The organism is Parabacteroides distasonis ATCC 8503 (assembly GCF_000012845.1).
Classification (GTDB): Bacteria; Bacteroidota; Bacteroidia; order Bacteroidales; family Tannerellaceae; genus Parabacteroides; species Parabacteroides distasonis.
Genome location: NC_009615.1, coordinates 2,440,134 through 2,463,345 on the forward strand (window position 1 = coordinate 2,440,134; position 23,212 = coordinate 2,463,345).

General features: G+C 44.3%; 15 protein-coding genes. 8 read left to right on the top strand and 7 right to left on the bottom strand.

Annotated elements, in window-relative coordinates; all coding sequences use genetic code 11:
• Together BDI_RS10330 and BDI_RS10335 are read right to left on the bottom strand one after the other, a co-directional pair.
• Positions 1 to 4,536: a T9SS type A sorting domain-containing protein gene (locus BDI_RS10330; RefSeq protein WP_011966678.1), complete on the bottom strand. Its 4,536-nt coding sequence runs from the start codon at positions 4,534 to 4,536 to the stop codon at positions 1 to 3.
• Positions 4,511 to 4,879: a hypothetical protein gene (locus tag BDI_RS10335; RefSeq protein ID WP_143707256.1), complete on the bottom strand. Its 369-nt coding sequence runs from the start codon at positions 4,877 to 4,879 to the stop codon at positions 4,511 to 4,513. The genes BDI_RS10330 and BDI_RS10335 overlap by 26 nt, the downstream gene beginning before the upstream one ends.
• 341 nt (positions 4,880 to 5,220) lie before the next feature.
• On the opposite strand from BDI_RS10335, the gene BDI_RS10340 reads away from it, so the two are divergent.
• Both BDI_RS10340 and BDI_RS10345 read left to right on the top strand, forming a co-directional pair.
• A complete protein-coding gene (locus BDI_RS10340; RefSeq protein ID WP_009275742.1) occupies positions 5,221 to 5,454 on the top strand; it encodes a hypothetical protein in 234 nt (77 codons plus the stop codon).
• Positions 5,424 to 5,765, top strand: a complete 342-nt coding sequence (locus BDI_RS10345; protein ID WP_009275741.1) for a type II toxin-antitoxin system RelE/ParE family toxin — start codon at positions 5,424 to 5,426, stop codon at positions 5,763 to 5,765. Before BDI_RS10340 ends, BDI_RS10345 begins: the two co-directional genes overlap by 31 nt.
• A gap of 77 nt (positions 5,766 to 5,842) precedes the next feature.
• Here the strand turns inward: BDI_RS10345 and ilvC are convergent, their stop codons facing one another.
• From ilvC to ilvD, 5 genes are read right to left on the bottom strand one after another with little or no spacing between them, the layout of a single operon-like run.
• Positions 5,843 to 6,886 (bottom strand): ketol-acid reductoisomerase, encoded by a 1,044-nt coding sequence (gene ilvC / locus BDI_RS10350; protein WP_005854467.1) that lies wholly within the window; start codon positions 6,884 to 6,886, stop codon positions 5,843 to 5,845.
• Between the two features lie 49 nt (positions 6,887 to 6,935).
• Positions 6,936 to 7,661 carry an acyl-[acyl-carrier-protein] thioesterase gene (locus BDI_RS10355; protein ID WP_011966680.1) on the bottom strand — a complete coding sequence of 242 codons (726 nt, stop codon included), beginning with the start codon at positions 7,659 to 7,661 and terminating at the stop codon, positions 6,936 to 6,938.
• Between the two features lie 6 nt (positions 7,662 to 7,667).
• Complete coding sequence (gene ilvN, locus BDI_RS10360; RefSeq protein WP_005854462.1) at positions 7,668 to 8,222, bottom strand: acetolactate synthase small subunit; 555 nt, start codon at positions 8,220 to 8,222, stop codon at positions 7,668 to 7,670.
• A gap of 15 nt (positions 8,223 to 8,237) precedes the next feature.
• Positions 8,238 to 9,941 carry a biosynthetic-type acetolactate synthase large subunit gene (gene ilvB, locus BDI_RS10365; RefSeq protein WP_005854459.1) on the bottom strand — a complete coding sequence of 568 codons (1,704 nt, stop codon included), beginning with the start codon at positions 9,939 to 9,941 and terminating at the stop codon, positions 8,238 to 8,240.
• Between the two features lie 33 nt (positions 9,942 to 9,974).
• A complete protein-coding gene (ilvD, locus tag BDI_RS10370; RefSeq protein WP_005864376.1) occupies positions 9,975 to 11,810 on the bottom strand; it encodes a dihydroxy-acid dehydratase in 1,836 nt (611 codons plus the stop codon).
• A 1,132-nt stretch (positions 11,811 to 12,942) separates the two neighbouring features.
• Here ilvD and BDI_RS10375 point away from each other — a divergent pair.
• From BDI_RS10375 to BDI_RS10400, 6 genes are all read left to right on the top strand, one after another.
• Entirely contained in the window at positions 12,943 to 13,527 is a 585-nt protein-coding gene (locus BDI_RS10375) for an RNA polymerase sigma-70 factor (RefSeq protein ID WP_005854451.1), read from the top strand.
• A 73-nt stretch (positions 13,528 to 13,600) separates the two neighbouring features.
• Complete coding sequence (locus BDI_RS10380; RefSeq protein WP_005854448.1) at positions 13,601 to 14,632, top strand: FecR family protein; 1,032 nt, start codon at positions 13,601 to 13,603, stop codon at positions 14,630 to 14,632.
• A gap of 139 nt (positions 14,633 to 14,771) precedes the next feature.
• A complete protein-coding gene (locus BDI_RS10385; RefSeq protein ID WP_005854446.1) occupies positions 14,772 to 18,272 on the top strand; it encodes a TonB-dependent receptor in 3,501 nt (1,166 codons plus the stop codon).
• Between the two features lie 14 nt (positions 18,273 to 18,286).
• Positions 18,287 to 20,116 carry a RagB/SusD family nutrient uptake outer membrane protein gene (locus BDI_RS10390; RefSeq protein ID WP_011966682.1) on the top strand — a complete coding sequence of 610 codons (1,830 nt, stop codon included), beginning with the start codon at positions 18,287 to 18,289 and terminating at the stop codon, positions 20,114 to 20,116.
• Positions 20,117 to 20,232: 116 nt separating this feature from the next.
• Positions 20,233 to 21,816 (top strand): sulfatase family protein, encoded by a 1,584-nt coding sequence (locus BDI_RS10395; protein ID WP_011966683.1) that lies wholly within the window; start codon positions 20,233 to 20,235, stop codon positions 21,814 to 21,816.
• Positions 21,809 to 23,167 carry a sulfatase family protein gene (locus BDI_RS10400; RefSeq protein WP_011966684.1) on the top strand — a complete coding sequence of 453 codons (1,359 nt, stop codon included), beginning with the start codon at positions 21,809 to 21,811 and terminating at the stop codon, positions 23,165 to 23,167. Before BDI_RS10395 ends, BDI_RS10400 begins: the two co-directional genes overlap by 8 nt.
• Positions 23,168 to 23,212: the final 45 nt, after the last annotated feature.

Consider the following 23,212-nt stretch of genomic DNA (forward strand, 5'->3'; position numbering starts at 1 on the left):
TTACTTACAGATAAAGATGTTAGTATTACTTGCCTTCACACCATGGCCTGTCTTTGCCGTCAAGCGGTAATAGTAAACGCCCGCCGGTAAGGTAAGAGCCGCCGAATATTGGTTATCGCCCACTTCGCCGGGCAGACCGTTCAATACCACGGCCAAAGCGCCATTCGCAGAGAATACGTGGATCGTCACGGATTTGGCCGCCTCCGTCAACTGATAACGGAAGGTCGTGCTGCCACGGAACGGGTTCGGATAATTGGACACGGCTGCCAATTGGCTGATCGCCTCGATCGGGGCGTTGGAAGTCACGATCGCATCGCCACCAGACCTCAAGCTGTTGGCCTTCGCATCGGAGAAGGAGGCTCCTACCAAGGTAACGCCCGCCGGCATACGCAGGATACGGCTCTTGCCCGAAGGAATCGTGCGGCCATCCAAGCTATAAGCTATCACACGCAAGGTATCTCCGTTCAAGCTGGAAGCCTGGAGGAACTTGGCGGCATCGCCCAGCAACGGGATCTCGTCGATGGCTCCCACCAACTCCAGATAGATACCGGCTACCGGTACTTGGCTATTCATCGTCAAGAAGTTATCAGCGTCGAGCTCCATTTGTACGGGAACCTCGGCCTCAGAACGCAATGCACTGGCCTTGGTAACCGGCTTGCCGTGGATGAGGTTGACGATACCGATTACATCAGCGATCTCTACATTATTATTATAGTTCACATCCGCCTCGGCAAAACCGAAGTTGGGGATCATGTTATCCTTGTCCCGCAAGATGTAGCTTACGGTAGCGGTCACGTCTTGTACGTTTACCAGCATGTCGAAGTTCGCATCGCCATCGCAGGTGTAAACCCACGCATCGTACTGAACCGTCCAGCCGGGGAATAATGGATTGGTTACAAGACCGGCAATTTGATAATTCGGGGTCAAGTCTTCGGTAATCGTATAGCGGCTGTCCGTATGGTCGATCGTATCGCCGTCGAATACCCAAGTAAAGCGAGAGGCGGATGTACCTACCATCTTTTGTGAGGAAAGATCGATTGTCTCCCCATAAGCCACGAAACCTCCCGGACGAACCTCACCTACCGGCAACCTAACAACACCGAAGGCAGCCTCCAATTGCCGCGGGTTCTCCACGTTAGCGAACTCCAAGCACGAACCATCGGCATTGAAAGACATCAAGGCCGGGAAGTCCGCCAAATCGATCCGGGTAGTGGGTATAGGCAAGCCATATGCGGTTAATTGAGCGGCAAGGCCCGAAGCCGAAGCGCTGTTCTCTACCCCGTCAAGCATCGTCCAATTCAAGAACAACTCCTTCAAGTTTTTGTTCTTAGACAAGTCGAGAGCCGTCAAGTCCGTACTAGACACATCCAGATACTCCAGCGATGGATACTCGGATACGATCAAAGATTTCAAAGAATAGTTTCCACCCAGCATCAAAGAACGCAATACCGTATTGTTCTTCGGCAAGGTCAGTTCCTCCACCCTATTGCCTGTCAACGACAAGATCTCCAGCTTATCCAAGGCAGCGAGATCTACCTTCTTCGTAAAGCTTTCGCCCATCTCATACATATATAAATGTATCAAGCGGCGCGGGTTCTCGTCGTTCCAAACGGCTTGCGCATACAGTGAGCCCTCGTTTGTCTTCCATGCGTCGCTGCTCCACCACTCGCTCAATGCCTTGTTGTTGGAAGCGTCTACGATACGTGCCAAGGTAGCCACGTCGCTCTCGGCGAATACTTGGGGGACGGTGGTCTCCACGTGGAAGTATGAAGTCTCGATCTGCCAGCCGTCACGTACATTAATCTCCGAGATCTTACAGAACTTCGGGTTCATCAGCTTACAATAATAGTCTCCATACTTTTCCTCCTTGCTGTCCAGCACGAATACGCCCGGACGGTTTGGCACCGGCTTCAATGCCTCTTTCTCCTCTGTCCTATATTTGGCGTTTACCCATAGGAATACGGTCTCTATGCCATCGATCACGGCCTCCGAGGAGAGATCGATCGTATCGCCGTTCTCGAACCAGTATGGATCTCCCGGATGAGAGGGGGAAGTAAGCGTTATGTGCCCCAAACCATTATAATTTATCTGCCGGTAGTTCTTCACCGTAGAATATCTCAAAAGAGATCCATCCGCATTCAAGTTACTCAAGTTCGGGTACTGAGCCAGATCGAGACTCTCCACGTATCCCGGCAATCCCAACGACTCCAGATTCTTTCCCACTTGCGCGGAAGGAAGCTCATACTCCGTATTTTGCAGATATAGATGACGGATAAACGCCGGCAGGTTCTTTACCAGATCCGCGAACTGTTCTGTATGCGGCAAGGCCAAATAGGTCAAGCTCGTAGCCTTATCGAAACCTTGCAACTTCAAGTTCGGGCAGTACTCGATCTCCAGACGGCTCAATTGCTTGAAGGATGAGATATCCAGCGAAGCCAAGGGCGAATGCTCAAGGTAAAGCTCCGTCAGCTTCGAACAACCGGTAAGATTCAGTGTCGCTAGCTTCGTGTTCTGGTAACTTCCCTCGCCTATGTATAATGTTCCAAATCTAAAATATTGCAGTTCCGGGCATTTGGACAGGTCAAGTGAAGCTAAGTTCCTGCTATATATATGCAAGTGCTCCAGTTTCGTATTTTTCGATACGTCCAGCTTCTCTATATTCATAAATTCCTCGCACTCGAAATACTTCAACTCAGTGAAGGCGCTCAAGTCTAATTGAGAGATCGTATCCTTAGAGTTCCAATCTAACTCAATCGCCAGATGCGTTAAGCGACCGACCTCGTCGGTGTTCCAGTCCGTACGGATCACGTCTTGATATGAGTTCCAATTCTCGCGCTCCCAGCCCTTGCTTTCCACGAACTCCTGCAATTGGGTGATATTCGGGTTATCGGTAGCCAGCTTCTTCAATCCGGCGATGTCCGCGGGGGAGTAGCTGTCCGAGTTACGGGCTACCTTGATCTGGGGCGTATACATACGCCAATTGTCGTAATTCGAGTTCGTAATCTCACATATATAATATTCGCCCGGCTTTCCGCTAAACACGAAAGCCCCCTCCTTGCCAGAGACCATCGGCATGGTCGCTTCCGTCCGTTTACCAGTAGTTCGATCGTTAAGGAACCAAGTGTAGATCGATTTCACGCCACCCACCGTAGCGTAAGCGGATAGATCGATCTCCTCGCCCTTCGCGGCATAAGCGTTATAATCGTCTACTGGCGTACCGGCTATGACCCTAGTAGAACCATAAAGATTGAAATACTCAGGTAATGGACTCGGGAGCTTCACCGTGAACCATGTAAGCGAATCGTTATCATCCATATTCAGTTGCCTTAGCTTTGTCAAAGCAGACAGATCAAGAGATTTCAACCGAGTGCCAGTCAACCGTAAGTCTTCCAATCCACTCAACGAGCCTATATCCTTCATGTCAGATACCGTATGTGTTCTATAATCCTTTATAAAGAAGCTTTTCACCCGGCTCGGGGACTCGGCGTTCCACGTCACGCCCACGTTGTAGCCATCGCTCTGCGTCCGGTCTTTCAAGTAATCCTTGCTGGAGATGAAGTTCTGCAAGTCCGAGTTCAGCGGGTTGGCCTCGGCGATCGCTTTCAAGGCGGCGATATCGTCCTGCGAGTTATTGGCCGGGAAAGCGAACGATGCTCGGCCGCCATATGCAACCTCATTGCCGTCCGCATCACAAATATCCACTTGAACCGTTCCGCTCCATTCCTCCGTGGCATGAGCCATCAACGTGAATTGCGTAGCGGAGAACGAAGGAATATCTAATACGTATATAGGCTCATTATATAGACCAGTCTCTTTACTTAGGTTCTGCCCGGAAAGGGTCAAGCCTTCAGAAGGGCCATTCAGATAAATCTTCATCTTAGCGTGTTGCCCCTGCAGGAAACCAGCCTTCGTCACGTTGATCGCAAAAGGGATATCCTCGTTCAGATCGCCGGATGTACGCGACAACTCCCCCATAGCAGGAGCCTTATCACTCAGCATAAACCGTATCGTCTGCCCGGTAGAGGCCAAAGCAGCCGTGCTTATGTCTTGCGAGCTGTACACTTTCACGGTATAGCCAGCCTCGCACCCCTTCGAGCTATTCATTTGCAGACGAAGCCCAACGCTATATCCATAGTCCGTCAACTTCTCGTCCGGTATCCAAAAGCCGCCATTGTCTAACGTTTGCGCCGGCTCAGAATCCTCAAAGCGGAACTCTACCCCGTCCGGATTAGCGGTGTTCACCAGCTGTACACGTATAGCCATGCCTTTCGTGAAGTTCTCGATATTGAAATTTAAGCTCCAAGTAGCCACCGGATTCCACTCGTAGATAAAGCAATAAGCTACAGGATCCAGAGTACTGGTAAACCGTACCTCCCCTTCCGCCTGGCTCTGCGGAGCCCCGGGTGTCATCCCCGCCAGGCTCGCCGACCCGACCATACCCCAAGCCAGTCCATGCCCCGGCCATGCGGCGCATAAACATAAGACCATCGCAATGAGCGACAACCTCATACTAATTCCTCGTAAAATTGTTTTCATAAGCAATAAATTTATAAATAGGTGTTTTGTATTCATAATACGTATCGGTATCTCTCACCATTCCCGACTTAGCGTGTCGTATTCGTAGGATGGCCTTTTTCCCATGCGCCGAGCGCAAACACGCCGGGCCGGTATGCGGAGGAAATCCTCCGCATACCGGCCCGGCGTATACATATAATAGATCTGGGTTAGCTTGCTTGCTTGCTTGCTTGCTTGCTTGCTTGCTTGCTTGCTTGCTTGCTTGCTTGCTTGCTTGCTTGCTTGCTTGCTTGCTTGCTTGCTTGCTTGCTAGACAATTATTCCGATTCACCAAGCGCATACTGATAAAAAAGGTTAACATCATATATCTATCACACATCATCATATGATTTTCATATACTCTTTAATGTATAAGACGTAGTAAATATAAGAAATAAAAAAATATGTAATAAAGACCTACACACCCCACCCTCCCAAATTCATGCTTATTGTGCGTATATAGCGGATAAGCGATTAAAAATAGCGGTTATGTGACATAAATAAATTCGAATACCATTTTGAGGGGATGGAGACGGGGCACGCCCCGTCTCTACAACTGGGTAATGAGTTAATCCTATAGACCTACTTTTTTCCTTATCAAATATCTTATTACATGGAAATTATTCCATACATTTGCCACTGTACTAATAAATAACAGTTACGACTATGACAAAATTAAGCAACATCCCCGCCAAGGAAACCACGGCCAAGACCGCAAGAACACGTAAGGCCAAGACCGAACCCGCAAAGTCCAAGTGGGATCCCACCAAGCCGGTACAATTCACACAAGAGGAGATCTGGGAACATATCCATGAGATCGAGAAGGGGCCGTTCTATCCTATTGAAGAAGTACATCAAAGAATAAGATCATGGATGGACAACTATCAAGGAAAAAAGTAATCGGTTCTCCCATTTACGAGGAAAGCCTTGAGAGGATTTTCGTGGAAGGTATAGAACGATTCGGCATATTCCAAGCCCGGAAATATCTTGAGCACATATTGAATACAGTCGAGAAACTGGAAAACGACTATCCTTATTATCCCGAATGCCGACACCTAGCTACGAAAAGCCGCATGTACCGGAACATCATCCTGGATTCACACCTTATCATCTACCGCATCACCGAGGAGCGTATCGAAGTGCTAGACATCGTCCATTCCGCATCCAGCATGCGAAAGATCAAACAGGCTAGGAATATCCACATCGAATGATGCAGAGAAACAGAAAAAGGCGAGCCACCCGTAAGTGACCCGCCTCTTTTTGCTGATATATAAGGATTAAGATTGGATTAGTTGTTCTCCGGACGAAGCTTGCGTACGGTAACAGCTGTCTGCCACATCTCGCTCTCGCGCAATGCCTTCAATTCAGCCTCCAATTTCTCACGATAATCCGGCTTAGAGTTTGAGTCGATAGAGATCTGAGCCTCGTTACCGCATTTTACGTTCGCGTACAATTTCTCGACAACCGGCTTGATAGCGTCGTGGAACGGACCCATCCAGTCCAAAGCGCCACGCTGGGCAGTCGTAGAGCAGTTAGCGTACATCCAGTCCATACCATTCTTGGCGAATAAGGGCATCAAGGATTGAGTCAACTCCTCGACCGTCTCGTTGAAAGCCTCGGAAGGAGTATGTCCATTCTCGCGCAATACCTCATACTGGGCCAACAACAAACCTTGGATAGCGCCCATCAAAGAACCACGCTCACCAGTCAAATCGGAAGTAGCCTCACGGATGAAAGTCGTCTCGAACAAGTAGCCGGAACCGATACCGATACCCAACGCCAACGTACGATCCATCGCCTTGCCAGTAGCGTCTTGATAGATAGCGAAAGAAGAGTTCAAGCCACGACCCTCAAGGAACATGGAACGCAAAGACGTACCAGACCCCTTCGGAGCGACCATGATCACGTCAATATCCGCGGGAGGAACAACGCCCGTACGATCGTTCCAAGTGATCGCGAAACCATGAGAGAAATACAGGGCCTTGCCAGCTGTCAAATAAGGCTTCATCGTAGGCCATACAGACATTACGGCAGCGTCGGACAACAAGCACATGATGATCGTGGCCTTGTCGCAAGCCTCCTCGATACCGAACAGAGTCTCACCCGGAACCCATCCGTCCTCAACCGCTTTCTCGTAAGTCTTACCTTGGCGCTGACCAACGATTACGTTGAAGCCATTGTCACGAAGGTTCAATGACTGTCCCGGTCCCTGTACGCCATAGCCGATAACAGCGATTGTCTCATCTTTTAATATCTCTCTTGCCTTTTCCAACGGAAATTCCTCGCGGGTCATTACATTCTCTACAACACCGCCAAAATTCATTTGTGCCATTTTCTTTTTAACTATTAATGTTTAAAAACCTATTTATGTATCTCTTTTATTATCTCCAAGTAACCGCCGCACGACAGATCGCCTTTCCCTCATGGCAAATAGCCATGTCTTGCTTATCGGGATCGGACTCCGCCTTATGAAGCGTAAGCGGCATACCTTGTTTGCCCTCGGATTGGTAGGCGATCTCCAGACGGCCGATCTCACGGGTCTTGAACTGGTCGATATCGAACAAATCCAGCAGGTGCTCGATATACTTCACGCTATTGAAGTGACCGTTGATATCCAAGTCGCTGTATTTGATCGAATACGGGATTCCCTCCGCCTTATTCTCCGCCGGCATGATCTTGCCCGGCTTCTCGATCGGGCACGGACGCTCGTCGATATATTTGCCCAATGCCTCTATATCCAATAAGGTAGGACGGCGGGTCTCCACGTCGATAGCCGCCCAAATAGAACGGGCGAATCCAAAGGTTTTCCCATTCTCATCCGCCAGCTCAAAACAACGGCTGGTGAAAAGGCGTCCGACCTCATCGATCCAAGTGTATAAATTAATCTTATCGAAGGCGGTAGGATATTCCTTCATCTCGATAGCCAGACGGGACAACACCCAAGCCGTATGACGCTCCGACATATCATTGAAACCGAACCCACGCTCTCCGGCATGGCTGGAAGCGGCGTGAATCAAATAGTTACCAATCATAGGGAGCGTTACACGTCCCCTAAAATCCATCAAATATGGCTCCGCCACGAAATGAAATAATCCTACTTTCTCCATATCTTATTATTGTTGCTTTTCCTGTAACTTTCGCTCCATATCGGCCAACATATCGCTCAAGCGCTCCACCTTGCTCTTCGTGATAGCCACACGTCCGGAGCGGATGAATTGCAGGACACCGATCGTCTCGCTCAACTCATTGAACAAGGCCTGTGTCTCGTCATAGTGGCCACTCTTCTCCAATACCACGCAGGTCTCGTTCATCTCCAAGATACGGGCGTTGTATTTACGGATCAATCCCTCCACGGTTCCCATCTTGATGAAAAGCTCGGTACTTAGCTTATAAAGAGCGATCTCTTGATAAACCAGATCCTCATCCGTATTATAATAAGCCTTCAAGATATCCACACGTTTATCGATCTGTTTCACCACCTTATCGATCATATCCTCATCGGCGAATGTCGTGATCGTAAACTTATGGATGCCCTTGATAGCGGACGGAGAGACGGACAGAGTCTCGATGTTCAGCTGTCGGCGTGTAAAGATAATCGTTATCTGGTTCAAAAGACCTACGATATTCTCTGAAAAGATAATAACGGTATATAATTTCTTTGTTGTCATAGCTTCATCTCCTCCTTATTTCTCGTCTCCCATAATCATGTTTGTCACACTTCCCCCGGCAGGAACCATCGGATACACCATTCCGCAAGTCTCCACGTTAGCGACCAACACGTAAGCGCCGTCGTGGTTTAGCATCTCGGCGATAGCGTCGTCCAATTCCTCCCGCTTTTCAACGGCACGGCTGGCGATACCATAGGCTTTAGCGATCGCCACGAAATCCGGATTCTCCATGATGGTGTTTGAATAACGCTCGTGGAAGAACAATTCTTGCCACTGACGTACCATACCTAAGAAGTTATTATTAAGAATAATAATCTTCACGTTCAGTTTCTCCTGCATGATGGTACCCAATTCCTGAATCGTCATCTGCATACCCCCATCACCGGTAAAGAAGCAGACCGTACGGTCTGGAGCCCCGAACTTAGCGCCCATAGCGGCCGGCAGACCAAATCCCATCGTACCTAAACCACCGGAAGTCACCACGCTACGGGTTTGTTTATATTTGAAATAGCGGACACCCATCATCTGGTTCTGCCCAACGTCGGTCACCAATACAGCGTCGTTACCGGTCGCCTCGGAAACCTTACGGACTACCTCGCCCATTTTCAGTTGGCCCTCGGTCGGATACAATTCCTTCTCGATTACCTTATCGTATTCCTCTTTCTCGTCCCGATCGAACTCGGCATTCCATTCCGGACGTTTACGTTCTTCCAACAACGCCGTGATCATCGGTATCGTGTGCTTGGCATTACCCAGCACCTTTACATCTACGGGGACGTTCTTACCGATTTCCGAGTTGTCGATATCCAGATGGATAATCTTGGCTTGCTTAGCGTATGTCTTTAAATCGCCAGTCACACGGTCGTCGAAACGCATACCGATAGCGATCAATACATCACACTCATTCGTTTTCCGGTTCGGCCCTACGTTTCCATGCATACCGAGCATTCCCTTGTTCAATGGGAAATCGGTTGGCAACGCAGATAAGCCCAATACCGTAGATCCGGCAGGTATATCATTCTTTTGGAGAAACGCTTTCAATTCCTCTTCCGCACCGCCTAACAATACTCCCTGCCCGACCAGACAGAAGGGTTTCTTCGCCTCATTGATTAAATCGGCGGCGGCCTTGATACGATCCTTTTTGATATCCGGCTCCGGCTGATAACTACGTACGTAATCTACCTTCTTATATTCATAGTCCACCAGCCCTACTTGCGCGTCCTTCGCTAAATCCAGCACAACTGGACCCGGACGGCCTGTAGAAGCGATATAAAAAGCACGAGAAACAGCCCATGCGATCTCCTCCGGCTTGCGGATTTGATAAGCCCATTTCGTGATCGGTTGCGTGATGCCAATCACGTCGACTTCCTGAAAAGCATCGGTTCCCAACAACGGCGAGGGTACTTGACCGGCGATTACGACCATTGGCGTACTATCCATCAGCGCGTCAGCGATACCCGTGATGGTATTCGTAGCGCCCGGGCCGGAAGTAACCAACGTCACTCCTACCTTGCCGGATACACGAGCATAGCCTTGAGCCGCATGGGTAGCGCCTTGCTCGTGGCGCACCAATACATGCCTCAACTGGTCCCTATAATCATATAAACTGTCGTAAATAGGTATCGCCTGTCCGCCGGGATAACCGAAGATAGTATCTACTCCTTCAGCAATCAACGCTTTCAGCAAAGCTTCCGAACCGGTTATCTTTTGTTTCTCCATAAGAAATAACGTGTTTAATGTATATTATTGGCTTTAATCTTCAACAATCCTTACACCTCCCTTATCGGCGGAGCTAACCATCTTCCCGTACGCTCTCAACGCTTTCGAGACCTCACGCTGACGCGTCGGCGGCGTAAAGGCTTTCTTTCCACGCGCCTCTTCCGCTTTACGGCGCTCGGCCAACTCCTCGTCGCTCAGCCGCACGTTGATGGAACGTTCCGGGATATTGATCTCGATGATATCCCCGTCTCTCACCAGTCCGATAGCGCCACCGGAAGCGGCCTCAGGAGAGATATGCCCGATAGAAAGACCGGACGTACCGCCACTGAAACGACCATCCGTGATCAAGGCGCACTCCTTACCTAAGTGACGGCTCTTTATATAAGAGGTAGGATATAACATCTCTTGCATTCCCGGCCCTCCTTTCGGACCCTCATACGTGATGACGACCACATCGCCTGAAACGACCTTGCCTCCTAAAATGCCCTCGCAAGCGGCATCCTGTGAATCGAAGACTTTCGCCGGGCCGGAGAATTTCCAAATACTCTCATCCACGCCGGCGGTTTTTACGACACATCCGTCCAAGGCGATATTCCCTCTCAAAACAGCCAAGCCGCCATCCTTGGAATAAGCGTGCTCCACGTCACGGATACAACCTTCGGCACGATCCGTATCTAATTCCTTATAATAAGATTCTTGGGAACCCATCTGGATACTGAACCGATGAGCGGGAGCGCTCTTGTATTTACGGATCGCCTCCTCCGTTACGTTCGGGGAAGTGACGGCGTATTTATCAACAGCCTCGGCCAAGGTCAGGCCGTCCGCACGTCTCGTGCTGCCATCCACAAGCCCGGCTTTCATCAACTCGTTCATGATACCGAGGATTCCACCGGCACGGTTTACGTCTTGTACATGATAAGTGTGCGTATTCGGGGCTACCTTACACAGGCAAGGTGTCTTGCGGGATAACATATCGATATCCTCCATATGAAAATCGGCGCCGGCTTCTTGTGCCACGGCCAATAAGTGAAGCACCGTATTGGTAGACCCCCCCATGGCGATATCCAGCGACATGGCGTTCAAGAAAGCCTGACGGGTAGCGATGTTGCGAGGTAACACGGAATCATCCCCGTCACGATAGTATTTGTAAGCGTTCTCAACGATTTGCTTAGCCGCATCACGGAAAAGTTGGATACGGTTCTTATGGGTAGCCACGATCGTCCCGTTCCCCGGAAGCGCCAGACCGATCGCCTCGTTCAAGCAGTTCATAGAGTTAGCGGTAAACATACCGGAACAACAACCGCAACCCGGACACGCATGGCGTTCCACCTGCTCGATACGCTCATCGCTTACCGATGTATCGGCGGACTCAATCATCGCGTCGATCAAATCCAGATGGCGGCCATCCAGCTCACCTGCCTCCATCGGGCCACCGGACACGAACACCGTCGGGATATTTAATCGCATGGAAGCCATAAGCATACCCGGCGTGATCTTATCGCAATTGCTGATGCAAACCATAGCGTCCGCCTTATGGGCATTTACCATATATTCCACGCTGTCCGCGATAATGTCGCGTGAAGGAAGCGAGTAAAGCATCCCATCGTGCCCCATAGCGATACCGTCATCGATAGCGATCGTATTAAATTCAGCGGCGAAACAACCTTGTTTCTCGATCTCGGCCTTGACCAGTTGCCCGATCTCATGCAAATGCGTATGCCCCGGCACGAACTGGGTAAATGAATTTACGATAGCGATAATAGGCTTGCCGAACTGTTCCTCTTTCATCCCGTTGGCACGCCATAGCGCACGGGCTCCGGCCATCCTACGACCTTCGGTGCTAAATGAGCTTCTTAACGGATTCTTCATCTCTTTCCTATTTTTTGTTCGTAGAGCGCTTTATCCACGCCTCTACCTTGAATTATTTATAATAAAAAAAGCCTTTCCCTATATGGAGAAAGGCTTAAGAAATATCTCTACGACTTCACAACTTCTTACACACCTTTCTCCTTACCTACTAATGACTAGAAGGACCACCACGAGAATAATATGCAATACGTTGTTCATCATCTTTTCTTATTGTCTTTGTTTGTTTGACGCTGCAAATGTAGAACAATAATTGATATGCGCAAAGGATTTAAAAGAAAATTCTTTATTTTTCTTTCAATTCTCAAGCAAATATCATTTTAGTATTGCATTTTAACAGGAGCAAGAGTGTATTACTTAGGAATCGGAAGGTATAGAAGAGAAAAAACTTCGATTTCCTACTAAGGACAGCGAAAAGAAAAATGTCATCTAGAATAAATTTCAGATAACATTTTTATCAGATAATACGACTTACGATAACACGTATCTCATAAGAAAATCCCATTCTAGCGACAAAAAAGATACATATAAACTCCAAATCACATATTTATTAACACTTGTAGACTATAAATAGCCTTGAAAAAATTCATAATAATGTTTTAGAAAAAACATAAGGAAGTTCTCCGAAGAACATAAGGAAGAAATTTCATCTAGTATCGGACTAAATTTTGTTAACATTCGAATGAAAATCACCTGAAATCAAGACTAAATCCGGCATAACCCACGCTGGAAGCAGCTCAAGCAAAGACATTTTCAAAATGACTTTCAGACAGAGAAAGCCTTAAATACTCAACCGATAGACAGCTCTTCAAACATCAATCATAAAAAAAGACCAACAGCACCTGCATTCAAACATCATTCTGATTTACACAACCATCAAATGCTTGCGTTTTTCCCGTGCGACCAAGCCCCCGGCCCCATAATTCATCACCCACAGAGAGCAATAATAGCACTTTGACATTTCGTCAACAAGGTTCACATAGAAAAGTCTATCCCCACCAAATTTCATAAAAAAGCCCCAATAGCGAAACAGGAAATTTATATAGTTCCAAGCTAGTTCTTAAATAAAATTTGCCCTCCTCAAGAAAATTAGCTAATATTGCGACTATTCATAAAGTTGTTGATGGATTAATCCATGGGAGAGAGGAACAAGCATATTGAGAACCTTAGAAAGGGTAATCGTTCATCTTTTGAATATCTTTACACGGTTTGGAGTGGCAAATTATATAATTTTGTCATGAAAATTTCTCATGGGGATTCCTACTTGGCAGAGGAAATGGTACAAACTGTATTTCTTAAAGTATGGAAAAATCGAGAACAATTAGACCCAAAACTGTCTTTTGGAGCCTATTTATGTACGATAGCAAAAAACTTATTAACTAACCATTACCAACATAAAATGATGGAGATTCTCTATATAGAACAACAAATAGACCACCCCGGAACTCCTTATGCCAGAGGTACGGACGAGGTCGTAGAATATCATCTCCTAGAAGAATTCGTTGATTCTTTAATACAACAAATGCCCGAAGGAAGGCAAAGAATTTATAAACTAAGCAGACAATCCCACCTATCCAACCGGGAGATAGCAGACCAATTGCAGATATCAGAGAATACCGTGGAATCCCAACTGACCAAAGCCATCTCCTTTCTACGCAAAAGGTTAAAAGACCAATACGACCTAGGACTTTTAGCTTTAAGTTGCCTCCTCAATAGTTAACGAATACTAAATCCGCAGGATGCGATAACGGAAACTTCCCTGTCATTTGTATACTGAATAAAGACAGAGGAAAATGGAAAGAAACGATTACATACATATATTTAACAAGTTCCTAGAGAATAAGGCAACTCCATCGGAAATAAAGCTATTGATAGAATGGCTAAAAGAACGAAAAGCTTTTGACACATGGGCTGATGATATATGGATGCAATCCCCGATGGAAATGGATCCTTCAGTAAAACAACATTTACTGGACGAACTCCGTAAACAAATCTTTTTTAAAGAAACAGGGAAAAGGACATTCATGAGTCTTTCTCTCCCTTCACTTTTCCATTATGCGCTACGTATCACAGCAATTATCCTATTGCTCATAACAACAAGTATTGTCACCTATCATTATGCAATGGATAAACAGCGAGAACCGATGGACATGATTGTCGCTGTCGAGAAAGGACAAAAAGCGAATATAACATTGCCTGATGGTTCAAAAGGGTGGATAAATTCAGATTCAAAGTTATCTTATGGAAGCCGTTTTAATGCAGATGAACGGGTTCTGAATCTAGAAGGCGAAGCTTATTTTGAAGTCAAGCCCGATGCTAAACGTCCTTTTATCGTTCAATCGGGAAAGGTATCCGTAAAAGCTTTAGGAACCAGTTTTAACGTAAAGAACTATAACACGGAAGAGCACATATCCGTTGTATTAATGACCGGGAAAGTAGAAGTAACCGCAAACGATAACCATGTAGACCTGTTGCCTAATGAACAAGCTATTTTCAATAAACACTCTAGCATACTGGGGAAAAACAAGGTTGACAATAGTCTAGATTACTCCAGTTGGATGTACAATACATTGAATTTTGAGTCAACACCATTCAGCGAGATTGCTCATACGCTGGAACGTTATTACAATACCCAGATCGTATTTAAATCTGAGGCCTTAAAGAGTTATCGTTTTACAGGTAAGCCCGGGAATACCAGTCTAGCGAGCATCTTACATTTATTGTCTCTTACCTCACCATTAGCCTACGAGATAAAAGACAGTGTGGTTATTTTGTATGAGAACAACGACAAAAAAGAGTTATATAACAGAGTATTAAAACAGTAAATAGCAATTTCATGAAAAGCCCGTAAAAAATCGGGGTAGAAATGCTAGGCATTTCCCCCCGAAAAAGAAATCAGTTAACCGCGCTTAGGTATCTCGCAAATAGCAAGCGCAAGTACTAATATCCATAGAATACAAAAGTATGAAAAAAAAACTTGTCCGTGTATCACAATACATAAAAATACGGTCAATCAAAACAGTCGGTCTGGCACTATTCAGTAGTTTAATCTTGGCTCCTTCACTTTATGCCCAAATTTCACTGGATGTACAAGACCAATCCATCCGTCACATATTAAAAGAGATAGAAAAGGCGGGGGAATACAAATTCTTCTATAACAGTGATCTAAGTAACCTAGATCACAAAACGTCAATATCCGTACAGGATAAAAACATTGATGAAGTCATGAGCCTATTATTAGCCAATACGGAAATATCCTATAAAAAAGAGGCCAATAATATGATTGTATTAACAGTTAAATCATCTTCTTCACCGCAAGCTCCGAGAAAGACAAGAAAAATAACAGGAACAGTTGTAGACCCTGACGGTTTACCAATCATCGGAGCAAATGTAATCGAGCAGGGTACAACAAACGGTTCCATTACGGATTTGGATGGAAAATTTGAATTAATAATTACCGAAAATGCCATCTTAAATATCTCTTATATCGGTTTTTCCGACAAACAAATAACAGTCAAGGAAGAAACCTCCTTACAGGTTACAATGACGGAAGACACCCAGAAGTTAGATGAGATAGTAGTTGTTGGATACGGTGTACAGAAAAAGGTAAACCTTACTGGATCTGTTTCTGCCGTAAAAGGCGAAGAACTCAGCCAACGCCCAGTAGCTAACGCAACTCAAAGTTTACAAGGATTAGTACCCGGATTAACCGTATCCAACTCCAACTCAGGTCGCCCGGGAGCTAGTGGAGCCTTGAGTTTACGAGGACAAGGAAATTTAGCGAACACAGCGAATCCTTATGTATTAGTTGACGGTGTAGAGATGGATTTGGCAGATGTAAACCCCAATGATATTGAATCGATTTCCGTCTTAAAAGATGCCGCTTCCGCAGCTATTTATGGAGCCCGTGCCGCTTATGGCGTAATTTTAGTTACGACGAAAAAAGGTGAAGAAGGTAAGATGCGCATCAGTTATCAAGGTACCGTAGGATGGAGTTCCCCTACTGTAATGCCGGAAATGGCTAATGCTTATGACTATGCGACTTTTTTCAATCAAGCTTGTACCAATGCTAACGTAATCAAGCAATATAACCCGGAAAAATTACAGCAACTTCAGCAGTACATGAAAGATCCTGCTAGCGTAAATCCTTGGGCAGAGCTTAATGGAGAAAATAATCTAGTAGGAGCATTCGAAAACACACCAAAGGGTTTGGGCAATGTGGATTACTTTGATTTACATTATAAGAACTCCGCATTCAAACAAAACCATAATTTGAGTCTCAGTGGAGGTGGCAAAAAAGCGCAATATTATATCTCTACCGGAATGTATACGGAAGATGGTATTTTAAGATATGCGGACATAAAATATAAACGCTTAAATTTCAATGCAAATATCGCCTCTCAAATTACGGACTGGCTAAATTTGAAAGTTAATACTAAATTCATGAACTCGGATAATGACACACCTTTTGGTAAAGGGGCCTTATCTGAAGGCTTTTATCATTCATTAGCTCGCTTCCGTCCTACCATAAGCCCAATCGATCCTAATGGTCATTTTACGGAGCTTACAATGATTCCCTATTTACAAAGTGGCACGTATACAAATACACAGAAAAATAATCTGACACTGACTGGTGGTCTCGAAGCACAACCAATCAAGAACTGGAGAATATTCTTCGACTATACGTACCGGCAAAATAATGAGAATTATGAGGCGCTCAACGTAGCCCCGATGATCCCGGGAGCGGATAACGAGACCTTATACAAAGGGACAAGGCAAGAATTAGGCGTGATGGAGAATGGGCAATTCACCCGTTCATCCGCCTTAAGCCAATATCAATCAATTAATCTATACTCAAACTATATGTTCTCTTTGGCCGATAAACATAATTTCACCGTTATGGCTGGTTACCAAGAAGAAAATTACGCATATAGCTATTTATATGAGTCTGTAACCGACATGATCTCCACCAATAATCCAGGCCTCAATCTTGGCACAGGAGAAAAATCCACGACAGATACTCGAAACGGATGGGCTACCCGAGGATTTTTCGGACGTATTAACTATGATTATGACGGACGCTATTTATTAGAAGTGAATGGACGCTACGATGGTTCTTCTCGTTTTGCCTCAGATCATAGATGGGGATTTTTCCCTTCGGTCTCTTTAGGATGGAATATTACACGTGAGTCTTTCATGGAAAAATCTTTAGAGGTATTATCTAATCTAAAGTTACGAGCCTCTTGGGGACTATTAGGGAATCAAAGCGGAGCCGGACTTTATACTTTTACCTCAATCATGGGAATCCAGCCGTTAGGTAATTGGTATTTTCAAGATGGAAGAGATATGTACATAAACGCCCCTGGAGTTATTGATCCTTTTACAACTTGGGAAAAAGTGGAAAGTAAGAATCTTGGCCTTGACTTCGGGTTCTTTAACAACGCTCTGACCGGCACCTTCGATGTATTCCAGCGGGATACAAAAGATATGTTAGGACCAAGTGCCGACCTTGCAGATTTCTTTGGAGCAGAGGCTCCCAATACGAATAACGCAAGGATGAGAAACCGGGGATGGGAACTTAGCCTGCAATACCGAGGAAAAATCGGGAAGGATATTCATTATTCAATAGGAGGCTCTTTAGCTGATGCGACATCCGAAGTTACAGCTTATGAAAATCCGACAGGGACCAATCCTCAAGATAATTGGTATGTAGGGAAGAAAGTCGGTGAGATTTGGGGATACAAAGCCTCTGGGCTACTCCAGACCCAAGAAGAAGCTGACACATATAATAACACATACGATTTATCTTTCTTATCCGGTCAAAAATGGATGCCGGGAGATGTTAAATATATGGATTTAAATAACGACAAAAAGATCAACAATGGAAATAACACATTGGAAGATATGGGTGATATGTGTGTTATCGGGAATACGACTCCTCGATATCAATATACGCTTAATGGTTCCATTTCATGGAAAGGAATTTCCCTTAGCATGATGTTCCAAGGCATAGGAAAACGAAATTGGTCTCCAGATCTAGGAACCGTTTACTTTTGGGGATCGGGAGCTTATGCACAAGTCACGGTATTCAACGATCATCTAGATTATTGGACTCCAGAGAATCCAGACGCCTATTATCCCAATCCTTATACAGGAGCAGCAGGAAGTATCAATCAGTTTCGAAATAAGACCTCACAAAAAAGTGACAGATACATGCAAAGTGCCGCTTATTGCCGTTTGAAAAATCTGACAATTAGTTATGATCTGCCTAATTCATGGAGCCAGAAAATTGGGTTGAGCAAAGCACAAGTGTTTTTCTCTGGAGAGAATCTTCTAACATTTACCAAGCTTCCTTCCATGTTTGACCCGGAAGCTATTTTTACAGGTAATGACTATACCAGTGAGGCCGGAAAGAATTATCCAATGAATAAAGTGTTATCTATCGGAGTTATTGTTAATCTATAAAGCGTAATTTATTTATGAAAAGAATATATCTATCAATGGTTTCCCTATGTCTATTAGGGCTATGTAGCTGTTTCGACATGGATAAATATCCGGAAGGAGAATTGTCTTCTGTCAATTCTTTCACCAGTACAACAGAAATCACCAAGTATCTGAATCAGTTTTATGAATCAACTCTTAAAATTAATGACAAAGATGTGGCAAACTCTGCCATAAAGGAACAATCTAACAGCATTGGAAATCCAACGGGTATCGCCTTTGGAGACTTGAATAGCGATAATATGCAGAGTAATGTAATAGACACACGTCTTGCGGGAGAAACCACATTAAGTTCCGCTGTCGAATTAACAGAGTATAAACATATCAGAAGTCTAAACTTCTTAATCAACAACCTCGATAATTGCGAGGAGATCGGTCCGGAAATGGAGCAATGCATCGGAGAAGCTTATTTCTTCAGAGCCTGCTATTATTATAGGTTATTCGTTAATTATGGAGAAGTCACTTGGTTAACGAAAGTATTAGATCCGATTCAAGAACAGATGGAACGTCCCCGAAACAGTAGGCTTGAGGTCGCTGATAGTATATTGGCGGATTTAGATATAGCGATCGAGCATCTAAACACTCAAACCAATAGCTCGACAATGCGTGTACACAAAGATGTAGCAAGAGCGCTTAAGAGTGAGGTCGCTTTATTTGAAGGTACTTGGGAGAAATACCATCGTGCGAAAAACACGCCATTCTATGATAAAAAAGTAACTGATGAGAAAATCAACTCTTATCTACGGCAAGCCGCAGATGCCGCTAAAGATGTAATAGACGAAGGGGTATGGAACATCTCAAAAGGCAATCCCAATACAGCTTATCGAGACTTGTTCATCACTTTGGATCTCTCACATAATCCAGAAGTTTTATGGTGGAAGAAATATGATGCCGCCAATAACATCGGCCATTCCGTAACACGTTATTTAAATAAAGGAGGTGGCACTTGTGGGGCATCCGCTTCTCTTGTTGATGATTATTTAACGAAAGAAGGAAAGCCTTTTGTCGGTTCCGAACGAGACAAAGCGAAGGTAATGTACGGGGACGAATTAAGTCCGGACTTACGAGACCCACGATTATCCCAGACCATTTGCATGCCAGGACAAGATTTACGTCCAAATGGAGAATTCGTATTCAAACTTCCTCCTTTGAATGAGGAAAGCCGGAATCAAAATACGACAGGTTATTCTATCCTAAAATACGTAGAATATAATACGACTTATATTCCTACTATAGATGGGGAAGGCAAAAGCCAAGCGCCAGCTATACAATTCCGTTACGCCGATATTTTATTAAACTACGCTGAGGCTCTGGCAGAATTAGATGGCGCGGCTAACGCTAGCAAAATAAAAGAAGCCTTAAGGCCACTTCGAGAGCGTGTGGGCATGCCCGAGATGGATTTCGACAGAGAGTTCAATACCGATCCCGATTATCCGTTTAATAAATTGGATAAATATATACAAGCAGTACGAAGAGAACGACGCATAGAAAAAGCTTTAGAGGGAAGCCGGCTTCAAGATATCTTGCGCTGGGCCGCCGCAGACATCCTCATTATTGGAAAAACTCCAACAGGTGCATTATTCAAAGGGAGCTCTTTGGAAACCGCTTATGGAGAAAGCCTGCAAGAAGGTGAAAATCTTTTCTTAACAGGTACGCCCTCCGACTCCAAACGCTATATCATACCGTTCAATAATAAGCATTATCCTAACGGATGGCAATTCAATCCGGAACGAGATTATTTATTGCCCATACAACCTCGTATGCTATCGCTTACAGGTAACCAATGGGTCCAAAACCCCGGTTGGTAATTTACTTGATTACAGGATTTAGCCTAATAAAAGAGAAAGTCTTTCCTCACAAATTTTAGGCTAAAACCCTGTAACAAACAAATACCTTAATCACGAACACAATAAAAGTCTAAATAATGAAAAAAGAATTATTATTCACATTCTCTGCTTTAATAGCTACGACTTCCTGCAACATCAAAAAAACAGATTCAGAGCAGATAGCAGGAAAAAAGCCGATGAATATCATCTATATCATGTCTGACGATCATTCTTACCAGACAATCAGTGCTTATGATAAACGCTTCATACAAACTCCCAATATAGACCGACTGGCAAACGAGGGAGTACGTTTTACCAATAGCTTTGTTGCCAATTCCATCAGTGGACCTAGTCGAGCCTGTATATTAACCGGTAAACATAGTCATGCTAATGGTTTCACTGATAACAGTTCCACATTTGATGGTTCCCAGCAAACATACCCCAAACTTTTACAAAAAGCCGGATATGAAACAGCAATAATCGGAAAGTGGCATCTAACTTCCGCTCCTACCGGATTTGATTATTCGGAAATTTTAATAGGTCAAGGCATTTATTACAACGCTCCATTTATCAAAAACGGGAAACAGGTCCCATCAAAAGGCTATGTTACCAACGTCATCACAGAAAAAGCAATCGACTGGATGGAGAATATACATGATAAAAATAAGCCTTTCTGCTTGTTACTCCATCACAAAGCTCCTCATCGTACATGGATGCCCGATACTTGTGATTTACAACTTTTCAGCGATACGACGTTCGAGTTACCAGCCAATTTTTATGACGACTACAACGGTCGTCAAGCCGCTCATGAGCAAAAGATGAGTATCATAAAAGATATGGATTTAGTCTATGATTTAAAAATGGCTGATAAAGAAAATGAAATCCATACAACTACAGGGTTAGAGAATGCCGGACGCAGCATGTATAACAGTATGACACCCGAAGAGAAAGCAGCTTGGGATGCTCATTATGATCCAATCATTCAGAAATTCAAGAAAGACAAACTTTCTGGTAAGCAACTATCTGAATGGAAATATCAACAATATATGCGAGACTATTTACGTGTCATCCATTCCATAGACAGAAATATTGGAGTATTATTGAATTATTTAGAAAAGACAGGATTATTAGAGAACACAATGATTGTCTACACTTCCGACCAAGGATTCTATATGGGAGAACACGGATGGTTCGATAAACGTTTCATGTATGAGGAATCTTTCCGGACTCCTTTATTAATTCGTTTGCCGGGAGGAAAGAAAGGAGATATCGATGAGTTTGTCCAAAACATTGATTACGGACCGACCATCCTAGATTTAGCAGGAATCCAAATCCCATCCGATATGCATGGTATTTCCTTTTTGCCTTTGTTACGTGGAGAAAAAGTTGAGAACTGGCGTAAATCACTCTATTACCACTTTTATGAGTACCCTGCGGAGCATTCTGTTAAACGTCATTATGGCGTACGCACAGAACGTTATAAATTAATTCATTTTTATAACGATATCGATAAATGGGAATTATTTGATCTACAAGAAGATCCTATGGAGATGAACAACTTGTATGGAAAAACAGGATATGAGAATATCACTCATCAACTGGAAAAGGAGCTTATACGTTTACAAAAACAATATCAAGACACGAATGCCATGTCGTTTAATAAACAATTAATCCATGAATAAAATTAAATATATACTGTACATTACAGGAGTTTTAGCCTCGTATGACGGGCATAGTCAACCGACAAAACCCAATATCATAGTTATCAATTGTGATGATATGGGATATGGAGACTTATCTTGTTTCGGAAGTCCTACGATAAAAACCCCGAATATCGACCGAATGGCTATAGAAGGACAAAAATGGAGTAGTTTTTACGTTTCAGCATCAGTCTCTTCTCCTAGCCGTGCCGGATTATTAACAGGCCGCCTAGGAGTCCGTACCGGAATGTATGGAGATCAACGCAGAGTCCTGTTTCCTGATTCCAAAGGGGGATTGCCTTCTGAGGAACTAACGATCGCTGAACTGCTGAAACAAGCCGGATATCATACGGCTTGCATAGGTAAATGGCATTTAGGACATTTACCAGAATACATGCCATTACGTCACGGCTTTGACTATTTTTACGGTTATCCTTATTCCAATGATATGAGTCGGAAGGAACAAATTAAATTAGGCAACACAAAATATCCTTATGAATATATTATTTATGAACAAGAAAAAGAACTGGAAAGAGAGCCCCAACAATATAATTTAACGCAACAAGTGACGGAAGCTGCTATCCGCTACATTAAATCAAATGAGAATTCTCCTTTTTTCTTGTATTTAGCACACCCTATGCCTCATATGCCTGTATATGCCTCTACTGACTTTCAAGGTAAATCAGCCAGAGGCAAATATGGTGACACCGTAGAGGAACTGGATTGGAGTGTAGGACAAATCTTGCAAACATTAAAATCTGAAGGATTAGATAAAAACACATTGGTTATTTTCACATCTGATAATGGGCCATGGCTTTTATGTAAACAAGAAGGAGGATCACCGGGTCCGTTAAAGGATGGCAAAGCTTCCATGTTCGAAGGAGGGTTCCGCGTTCCATGTATTATGTGGGGAGCAATGGTTAAACCGGGATATATAACGGATATGGCTAGTACATTAGACTTACTACCTACATTTTGTGAGATAGCAGGAATTCCATTGCCTTCAGATCGGCATTATGATGGAATCAGCTTGCTAAATGTATTAAAAGATAAGTCTACTTGTAAACGCGATGTGTTTTACTTTTATAGAGGCAGTGAATTATATGCGATTCGAAAAGGTAAATATAAAGCCCATTTCTCTTATAGACCAGCTTATGGAACAACGGATAAAATCATATATGATAAACCTGTTTTATATGATTTAGGTACTGACCCTGGAGAATTATACAATATAGCAGAAGAACATCCGGATATTGTACAGGAATTAACCATGTTGGCCAATGCACATAAAGCTTCATTAAAGATTGCTAAGAGTATCTTCGACCAAAAGTAAACTATATGTCTTATACTATTCGGTGAATTTGTTTCTCTTATTTTT

Excerpts from the sequence above, each read along its gene's own strand:
- BDI_RS10330 (WP_011966678.1), bottom strand. The coding sequence starts at position 4,536 with ATGAAAACAATTTTACGAGGAATTAGTATGAGGTTGTCGCTCATTGCG.
- BDI_RS10335 (WP_143707256.1), bottom strand. The coding sequence starts at position 4,879 with ATGATGTTAACCTTTTTTATCAGTATGCGCTTGGTGAATCGGAATAAT.
- BDI_RS10340 (WP_009275742.1), top strand. The coding sequence starts at position 5,221 with ATGACAAAATTAAGCAACATCCCCGCCAAGGAAACCACGGCCAAGACC.
- BDI_RS10345 (WP_009275741.1), top strand. The coding sequence starts at position 5,424 with ATGGATGGACAACTATCAAGGAAAAAAGTAATCGGTTCTCCCATTTAC.
- ilvC (WP_005854467.1), bottom strand. The coding sequence starts at position 6,886 with ATGGCACAAATGAATTTTGGCGGTGTTGTAGAGAATGTAATGACCCGC.
- BDI_RS10355 (WP_011966680.1), bottom strand. The coding sequence starts at position 7,661 with ATGGAGAAAGTAGGATTATTTCATTTCGTGGCGGAGCCATATTTGATG.
- ilvN (WP_005854462.1), bottom strand. The coding sequence starts at position 8,222 with ATGACAACAAAGAAATTATATACCGTTATTATCTTTTCAGAGAATATC.
- ilvB (WP_005854459.1), bottom strand. The coding sequence starts at position 9,941 with ATGGAGAAACAAAAGATAACCGGTTCGGAAGCTTTGCTGAAAGCGTTG.
- ilvD (WP_005864376.1), bottom strand. The coding sequence starts at position 11,810 with ATGAAGAATCCGTTAAGAAGCTCATTTAGCACCGAAGGTCGTAGGATG.
- BDI_RS10375 (WP_005854451.1), top strand. The coding sequence starts at position 12,943 with ATGGGAGAGAGGAACAAGCATATTGAGAACCTTAGAAAGGGTAATCGT.
- BDI_RS10380 (WP_005854448.1), top strand. The coding sequence starts at position 13,601 with ATGGAAAGAAACGATTACATACATATATTTAACAAGTTCCTAGAGAAT.
- BDI_RS10385 (WP_005854446.1), top strand. The coding sequence starts at position 14,772 with ATGAAAAAAAAACTTGTCCGTGTATCACAATACATAAAAATACGGTCA.
- BDI_RS10390 (WP_011966682.1), top strand. The coding sequence starts at position 18,287 with ATGAAAAGAATATATCTATCAATGGTTTCCCTATGTCTATTAGGGCTA.
- BDI_RS10395 (WP_011966683.1), top strand. The coding sequence starts at position 20,233 with ATGAAAAAAGAATTATTATTCACATTCTCTGCTTTAATAGCTACGACT.
- BDI_RS10400 (WP_011966684.1), top strand. The coding sequence starts at position 21,809 with ATGAATAAAATTAAATATATACTGTACATTACAGGAGTTTTAGCCTCG.